Origin of the sequence: Bilophila wadsworthia ATCC 49260 (assembly GCF_000701705.1) — a bacterium.
GTDB lineage: Bacteria > Desulfobacterota > Desulfovibrionia > Desulfovibrionales > Desulfovibrionaceae > Bilophila > Bilophila wadsworthia.
On record NZ_JNJP01000118.1, the window covers coordinates 1 to 8223 of the forward strand.

The 8223-nt window shown below is 56.3% G+C and carries 8 protein-coding genes and 1 pseudogene; 3 read left to right on the plus strand and 6 right to left on the minus strand.

Annotation, left to right across the window (positions count from 1 at the left end; genetic code table 11):
* The 4 genes from T370_RS0120070 to T370_RS0120085 form a co-directional block, all read right to left on the minus strand.
* On the minus strand, positions 1-109 hold a 109-nt coding region (locus tag T370_RS0120070), incomplete at its 3' end, for a transposase (protein ID WP_029436795.1).
* A 70-nt stretch (positions 110-179) separates the two neighbouring features.
* Entirely contained in the window at positions 180-2264 is a 2085-nt protein-coding gene (locus T370_RS0120075) for a clostripain-related cysteine peptidase (RefSeq protein ID WP_051643923.1), read from the minus strand.
* A 152-nt stretch (positions 2265-2416) separates the two neighbouring features.
* Positions 2417-3052, minus strand: a complete 636-nt coding sequence (locus T370_RS0120080; protein WP_029436797.1) for a hypothetical protein — start codon at positions 3050-3052, stop codon at positions 2417-2419.
* A gap of 344 nt (positions 3053-3396) precedes the next feature.
* Entirely contained in the window at positions 3397-3948 is a 552-nt protein-coding gene (locus T370_RS0120085) for a hypothetical protein (protein WP_029436798.1), read from the minus strand.
* A gap of 249 nt (positions 3949-4197) precedes the next feature.
* Here T370_RS0120085 and T370_RS23895 point away from each other — a divergent pair, with 249 nt between their 5' ends.
* Positions 4198-4620 (plus strand): rhodanese-like domain-containing protein, encoded by a 423-nt coding sequence (locus tag T370_RS23895; protein WP_051643924.1) that lies wholly within the window; start codon positions 4198-4200, stop codon positions 4618-4620.
* Here T370_RS23895 and T370_RS23900 read toward each other — a convergent pair.
* Complete coding sequence (locus T370_RS23900) at positions 4617-6032, minus strand: helix-turn-helix domain-containing protein (protein ID WP_029436800.1); 1416 nt, start codon at positions 6030-6032, stop codon at positions 4617-4619. The genes T370_RS23895 and T370_RS23900 overlap by 4 nt on opposite strands.
* Before the next feature lie 239 nt (positions 6033-6271).
* Here T370_RS23900 and T370_RS0120100 point away from each other — a divergent pair, with 239 nt between their 5' ends.
* Both T370_RS0120100 and T370_RS0120105 read left to right on the plus strand, forming a co-directional pair.
* Positions 6272-6565, plus strand: a complete 294-nt coding sequence (locus T370_RS0120100) for an HdeA/HdeB family chaperone (RefSeq protein ID WP_029436801.1) — start codon at positions 6272-6274, stop codon at positions 6563-6565.
* Positions 6566-6635: 70 nt separating this feature from the next.
* On the plus strand, positions 6636-6977 hold the full coding sequence (locus T370_RS0120105) for a hypothetical protein (protein WP_029436802.1): 342 nt from the start codon (positions 6636-6638) through the stop codon (positions 6975-6977).
* 159 nt (positions 6978-7136) lie between these two features.
* On the opposite strand, the pseudogene T370_RS23905 reads toward T370_RS0120105, so the two are convergent.
* A pseudogene (locus T370_RS23905) lies at positions 7137-8223 on the minus strand (IS3 family transposase); the annotation flags it as partial.

Here is an 8223-nt window from a genome sequence, read left to right on the forward strand (position 1 = left end):
GTGGCTCGGAAATACCGTGCTGACGGCACAAGTCCACCACGCGCATGCCGGCTTCGGCCTGCCGCAATATCCCAATGATCTGCTCTTCGCTGAATTGGCTCCGTTTCATAGCTGTGCTCCTATGCCGGGAACGCTAACTTTTCAATGGACCAGTTTTTGGGGGAGGGGGCAAAACACCGTCAGTCAGTGAGAGCTTCATAGCGTCCTTCGCCGTCCTTGACGTCGATGGTGACGATTTGGGACGTTGCGGAATTATTCTGCACGTCTGTCATTTCAAACAGAAACATGAACGTCCCGTCCCCCATGTCGATGTCCTCGAAAGCGACGGTTTCGCCGAGCGTGAACTCGTCCACCTCTATGTCCTGAAAATCATCATCTTCGCCGCTGATGCTCATGGCCTTAAGTATCGTGGTCACTCTGTCGCCCTGCTTCAGCTTGATAAGCGCTTTGTCTGCCATGTTGTTGCCGGAGAGACGCCGCGCGCCGAAAACTCGGTAGGCTTCCCTAGTAAAATCGTACACGACGGCGAGATTGCAGCGGACGCCGTTCAGTTTGATTGGGACTGCGTAATGATTGAATGTCTCGCCTTCATGGGTGATTTCCAGATAGACCAGATGCCCGTCGAGCGCGGCCCATACGCCCCGGAAATTATCTCGGAAGACGCCCGCGTCCCAGTCCGCCTGTATGTCGGCATCCTTGCCGAGCAGGAGGATGAGGTCGTCTTCAACGCTGTAATAGGCGAGGTAGAAACGCACGCTGTCGAGAAAGCGCACCTGATCCGGGCCGAGGGCAAGCTGGGCGTCTCCGGTATCGGTGATGGTGACTGCAAAATCCTCAAGGGACGAAATGTCCAGAGGGGCGAGTGGGCTCACGGATGCCAGCGCGGCGTTGGATGTCTGCCTTAACATGGCCGCCAGATTCGCAACCGTTCCGCCGCCAGACGTGGCGTGTCCGGAGAGCAGCCCGGACAGACCGGACGAGGATGCCTGCTCAGGCGGGGAGGGTGGCGTTTCAGATTCTTTCCCGTCGTCTGCCTCGACGGCGGCGGAAATATCGTCTGCAATGCTTTCGAGATGAGCCACAGCGCTGTCCGCATCAAGAAAACCAAATTGAAGTCCGTTCAGGATCAGAAAAGAGGTCACATTCCCGGTGTTCAGCATGGCGTTGAAACCATCACTATTGCCATCAAAGGGATAGTAGCAGGACAGGCCCGAGGGATTGCGGTAGGGCCCGCTGACCTTGTAGATGATGGCTTCGTCGAGCGCATCCAGCAGGATTTGGCTGAACGCGGGCAGAGACCGTTTCAGATTACGGACGAACGAACCGATGTCCACCATGTTGGTGAAGCCTTCGGAACGTGAGTTCATGTAATTTTCCGCGGCATTGGCCTGCCGTCCGAGGATGGCGTAGAAGGCGTCGTTTTCCATCGCCACGCCGACCGCTTCGAGCCCGAGGGCGTTATAGGCCATGTTCAGATGGGGAAGCGCCTCAAGATTAATGAGGGAAAGCGTTGCGTTTCCTTCGGTTCCCTCCATGCGGCAGCCTTCCATGTAGGTGTCGCAAATGGCCTTTCCCAGTTCCGCCCCGCTGATGGATGTATCAGCGCCAAGCGCTTCGGGCCATCCTGTATACTGCCAGCCGTTTCCAGGTTCCAGTTCCTGCGAGGCGACCATGTAGTGGGCAAATCCGCTCACTGTGTTTGCCGTGTCCAGCGTGGCCATCAGGCAGGTGTCGAAACCGATGATATCAAAGGGTGGCCTAGAAGAGGACGGCGTGTGGACGCTCTCGAAAGCCTGTCGGATTTCCTTTAATGACAGGAAGTCAAAGTCGAAGTTTTCGTCATTGGCCACACCGCCGATGCTGCCGCCGCCGTGATCCCAGAAGACGAAGACCTGATGGTCCGCCGGGTAGTTTTTTTTGCAGAAGTCGAGGAATGAGGCCAGCGTCTTCCAGTCGCCCATGCTGGCCTGCGGGAGCTTGTCGACATGTTCCAGTTTTCCGCCGTGATAGACGTACCTTCCGATATGCCGGGAACTGATCTCGCTGTGATGCCATTGTTTGGCTCCGCCGGTCTGGATAACCACCGTGACGTTGTCCGGTAGTCGGGCACGGAGGAGCTCCGCCAGATCCTTGGAGGCGGCTGCGCTTCTCGTTTCCAGATCGCTGCCGCACAGATACCAGTAGATGGCCCACGTTTCCTGCGCGGAGGCGCAGGCTGGATACGTGAGGAAGAGCAGAAGACAGGCAAAAACAAGGCGCTTCATGGTGTTTTTTGGGACTGTGCCGGAGCTGGAGAAAACGTCTCGGAAAAAAGCAGTGGGATCATCAGGGCGTCGTGCCGTAACGGAATGTCGCCGCGGCGTAGCGGGGCCTTCCCCGGAGGCGCGATGTGGGGGGGAGGGCACCACTAGGTTGCTTACCGGATTTCTTCTACGGAGATATTGCTGCCGTCCTCTACGCACACTTCAAATATTCTGAGGCCATTAGTCCTTGTTCCCAGCGTGCGGGGCAACACAGGAACCATGCTTGCAAGAAGTGTCCTGAAGTCGCCCACAGAGCCGGAACCGCTCACGAGGGTTCGCCAGATTTGCTTTCCGTCACATCGGCGGGCTTCGACAAGAAGCTTCACGGTGTAAACGGTACGCATCGAGACGGAGGGTTCCTCCACAGAGATATATTCCACGCGTTCTTTCTTGCCGTCCCGGAGGATGACGGGTTCGGTACGCCGGATCGTCGTGGTTTCCAGTGTGGTGCGTGGTTCCTCTTCCCAATAGGTAATCCGGGCGATGCTCTGGGCTTCGGAACGCTTGGAGACTACCGTGTATCCCTGTGCGCGGAATGCCGGTTCGAGCGTTCGGGCGACTTCGCGGAACAACAGATCGTCTTCGGAACCCCCCTGATTGCCTGGTTCAAGGAAACAAGTGGCGGCTTCAGCGGCAAGCTCGTCGTCGCGCAGCGAATCCACGGAAACGGTATAGTAGGAACCGCATCCTGACAGCAGCAGGCCCAGAAGGACGGCGGACAGTCTTTTCAGAAAGACGGGGACGTTCATTGAGCTCCTCGCTTTTGCATACTTCGTCACCGTTCGCGGCGGCCTCGTGATACCAGCTGAGCGCCTCGGCCCGATCCTGCCGTACGGCCTGATCCAAACAAAACGCACGCCCGGAGCAAGCCGCACCGTGGTCTCCGTCTCCATCACCGCTTTTCTTGCTGGATGAAGCCTGCCGTCCGTCTTTTGGGAAGCCTCCCAAACGGGTATGCCGGCCAAGTTGTTTTGTGCTTGATCGGCAACCGCGGGGGCATCCATTTTTTCAACTCGTCCAGCAGGTGTTCTCTTCTTGGACGGAAGCCCGTGCCTATGTTTGTTCTCGTCCGGCGCATGGTTCTCCGGTTGATTTACAACAGAACACTGAGCAGCATGAGAAGAAGCTGGATCGCAACAGCCAGCGCAAGGGCCAGCCAGCCTTGCCCCTCCACCGGTTCGATGCCGGAACGCAGCGCCAGCAATCCCTGAAGGATCCGCTTGAGCGGCCAGATGAGACAAAGAAGCGTGAAGGTAATGATGGTTCCCACGATGGCCTTGGTGCCGGGGATAGCCCAGAGAGCGCGCAGCATTTCCTGAGGGGCCAGATCACTGTTTGTAATGGCGTCGAGCTTCGTTTCAAGCATGGGATCGCTTCCCATCCATCCGCAAATGGCGATCAGGACGATGATGACGAGAACGCCGAGCAACAGGGACAACCAGACCGTATTGATCTGCCACGAAGCATGGGCGACCCCAAGGCTCCACTCATGCTTGCGGAAGCGGTTGCGCGTCACATAGCCGAGAATCAGCGCGACGAGACCCAGAGAGAACAGCGCCTGAACGTGCAGCGAAAACATGAAGAGAAGCAGCAGGGCATAACCGGCCCACAGCAGGGCGGAATTTTGGGCGGATTGGGTTTTCATGGAGGTTTTCTCTTGCGGGAAAGGGTGAGGAAAGGTGTCCCGATGGCCCATTGCTATCGGCATTTGTCCATCTGTATTCCATTAATGAGTGGGGAGAGCTATCACCCGTCGGGGTGTTTTACGAAAAAAAGCCGTCCCCTTTTCGGATGGGCGTTGCGGAGCTTTCAACAAAGATCGCTTGCCGGCACGCCGATGAGTTGACGGCGGCATAAAAAAGGGATGTATTGATTTTCGTGAAAAGGAGCGAAGATGACTTTTTCTTGTCGATTTCGGCGAACGGAATGGATTCTCGGCCTGATACTGCTTATCGCGTGCATTGAGATGGTTGTCTACACCGTCTTCGGGACGGCGCGTCCCCAGTCGCCTAGAGAACAGCCGGCAATGACCATGGAACAGGCGCGGCATTATATTCGCGATACCGGCAATCTGCTTATTATAGATGTTCGCAGCCGGAAGGAGTTTTTTCGCGGTCATCTCGACCATGCCCTGAATATCCCAATTCACTCCTTTCCCCATCTGGTGAAGACCATTCCGAAAGATTTCCCCGTCCTGCTGTATTGTTTTGAGGGCTACCGGTCTCTGCAAGCCTATAAGCTGCTTCGGCGTCTTCGCCCCGATATCAAGAGTATCCGGTACATGGCCGGTCAATTCGTCATTGCTCCGGAGCGCTAGCCTTCCTGTTGTTCCCCTTTTTCCATTTCGCTGAAAAAGAGTGCCGTCAGTGCAATGCGATTGTGGGTTTCCGTTTTGCGCAGGAGCTGGCGCACATGCGTTTTGGTGGTGTTTTCGGAAATATGCAGGGACGCGCAGATTGCCGTCGTATTGTATCCTTTCGTAATGAGTTGCAACACGTCCTGCTCGCGTGCCGAAATCCCGTATTTAGCGGAGAAGCGGGCAAGGCCTTCCCTCCTGTCCTTGCGTGGGAACGGCGGATTGTCACTTTCTGCAGACTGCGTATTGTAGAAAACGGAAGGAAGGATGTTGGAAAGCGTCAGGGCGTATTGGATGCGCGAGCTGATATAGCTGAACGCGGCGGTGAGAAAGAGGCTCCACAAAATGATGTGGAGCGTCCCCGGAAAATACTCCACGAATATGGAGGTGCCCATGAACGCGGCGAGCATCGCCAGGTAGGGAATGATGATGACGAGTTTCCGATACTGAAACTGTCTGTTGATTCTGGCGAAGACGAGCAGTAGGTACAGCAGGGACGCGCTCCGGCTTGCCAGCACCACGGTATAGATGAACCAGTACAGAACGGTTCCTTCCGTAATGGCGATGAGCGTCGGGGGAAGGATATTGCCCCCCAGACAAACGAGGAGCAGGCGCATGTCCGCGCCACGTTTGTCGATGAACAGGCCCGTCAATGGGTAGACAATCCATATGAATAGGTGAACCTGAGCCGGTATGGGAAAGGCCGCGTCGTGCATCCGGTAGAACGGGATGTCGATGAACGCGTTGAGAATAAAGAATACGAGCGTGATGGCGGTGAGATATCCCAGCGACTCGTATCGCCGGTACCCCTGATGCGTCAGTTCCGGCTCGGGAACGGGAGGAACGGCGCGGTTCGCTTTCCACAGATCGAAGGCTGCCAGACCGCCGCCCACGGACTGAAGCACCAGTAAAATCCCTTGAAGAAATTTTGCTGAAGGCGGAGCTGGCAGCAGGTAAAGAAAAAGCCAGAAGAAATCTCCAATGGCGAACGCGATGCCCACATGCAGCCCCGGTGAGCGGCTTGCGGCGAGAAGACGCGCCAGCACGGGGGGCAAAACAGCCGCTCCCAGCATGCATGCGCCGTAGCAGGAAAGGGCGTCGTTATTTCGGAGCACGTTTCCCCACAGGAGGACGCTTACTGCGGTGAGGCTCAGGAGCCACAAGGACGCGTATTGCTTCCCGAGGCGTGTGGAAAACAGCAGGCCGCCGCACAGCAGACCGCAAAAAATCCCGACGATGATTCCCGGAAACGGGAACGGAACGGCTCCAATGCCTCTTCCCTCAAGGAAGCTGACGAACTGAACCGCGAATAGGCAGGCTATGCTGAACATGGCATTGCCTTCTTTCCCCTGTGTGGGCTTTCTCGAATACATTAGTATCCCCCTTAAGGATTATAATGTTAGCTCTTTTTTCATCAAAAAGAAATCACTCGAGAGGGTGAGGGGTTTCCGGAAAAAGCATTCGTTCAGGTGATAGACGGCCAGTTCGCAAAAAGCTATGCAGATACCTTATAAGGAATCTGTCCCTCGGAATCCCATGTTCTCGGATGCGGCACTGGAGGCTTAGCCTTCGGGTGTGCTGAGAGTAACTTTTAACTCAGATAGGAAAAAAAATGAAAAAGGTTCTGCTGACCGCCGTTGCCGTCTCTATGCTGTTCGCTGCTCCTTTTACTTCATACGCTACAGAACAGGATGTGGCCAAGATCACCTGCAAGGAATTCTTGGGAGACAAGGACAATATGCCCATGATGCTCATGTGGATCGATGGTTATATGAGCGGCAAGAGCGACAACACGGTCATAAGCGACGCGTGGATGGAAAAACTCGGCATGCATCTGGGAACATACTGCGGCAAGAATCCTGGCAAAACTATTATGGACGCTATGGAAGCCATGCCCGCTGAATAGTCTTCGGCTTTCCGTATAACTTCTCACACGTATAGGCTTTGCGCCATGCGCTCCTAAAAGGAAACATCTCATGAAATCGATTCGTGTTCTCTTCGCCACAGCCCTGTTGCTCTGGGGGCTTGGTGCCGGTTCCGCCTTTGCGCAAGAAATCATCGTCGCCAACGGAACGGGCTTCACCCTCCACCAGCTTGGCCTCATTGACTCCAACGCCGACGGGGATGCGCAGGATCTGCTGGGAAGTGATACCCTCGCCAGTGGTGAGGGGTTGAAAGTCAATATTTCCGGCAGTCCCAAAGGCTGGGAACTTATCGCCGTCGACGGTGAGGGGGGGCAGGTGAACTGGCAGAACCTTGATCTCACCGGCGTCAGCAAGATTACTCTCCATGCTGACGGAACTGCCAACTTGGAATAACCATTTGTATACTCAGGGACAGAGACTCAAACGCCCGGAAATGTTTCCGGGCGTTTGGGTATGGAAAGAAAAACTCCCCGCTAGGCGGGGGGGGAGGCAGACTTTCCGTTTTCAATTTCATCCACTTGTACAGTGTGTTTAGCGGCCTGCCCTCCCCCTTCACGGTACCAGAGATAAGTTAGTGGTTCCTGTCCGTGTTGAGGGTTGATGGGCTGCCCGGTATGCCTCCGGACTCTGCCAGTCCAGCGCGCCGTGTGGACGGTGGCAGTTATAGTCCAGCCGCCATTTCTCGAAGATGCTCCGGGCTTCGGCCAGGGAAACGAAAATATGCTGATTGAGACACTCATCCCGCAGCCTGCCATTGAAACTTTCCACGAAACCGTTATCCGTCGGCTTCCCTGGGCGGCTGTACTCCAGGCACACTCCATGTTTTTGCACCCATTCGTTCAATGCCCGACCGATGAACTCCGGGCCGTTGTCCGTCCGAAGCCTGCGCGGCATGCGCCCTTGCAGGCGAAGGCGTTCCGCACCTGCGCCACCCGTTGACCGGAAGGCGATACGTCCACTTCCAGGGCCGGCGTTGACCTGTCCCAGAGGTCAAGGATGGTCAGGATACGGATACGCCGTCCCGACCCCAGGCTGTCGCTGACAAAATCCATGCCCCATTGTTTGTCCGAGCCGCAGGGCGTGGGCAGCCAGGACCGCAGCGACCAGGGACGTTTCTTTGCGGCACGCAAGCGCAAGGAGAGACCTTCCTCACGGTAGATCCTTTCCGTCCGTTTGTGATTCACCACAACCCTTCACGCCGTAACAAGACATGCAGCCGCACGACGCCGAAGCGCCGCCGCTCCTCTGCCAGTTCCCGCATGCGTCGTCATCCCGATCCGGTGGGTGAGGACGCCGAACTGTGCTGCGATTGACGCCGAGGGTCGCGCAGGCCAGCCGCTGGGTGGCGGTATATGCCTTTGGACATACTGCACACCGCTTCCTGGCATGACGCGGGCCTCAGAAGTTTTTTGAGAGGACATCCTTGAGGATGGAGATGTCCAGTGCCTGGTCGGCCACCATCTTCTTCAGCCGAGTGTTCTCCTTCTCCGGCTGGCGCAGCCGCCTCGCGTCAGAAACGTCCATGCCGCCATTTTTGACCGCCACTTGTAAAAGGTGGCTCGGAAATACCGTGCTGACGGCACAAGTCCACCACGCGCATGCCGGCTTCGGCCTGCCGCAATATCCCAATGATCTGCTC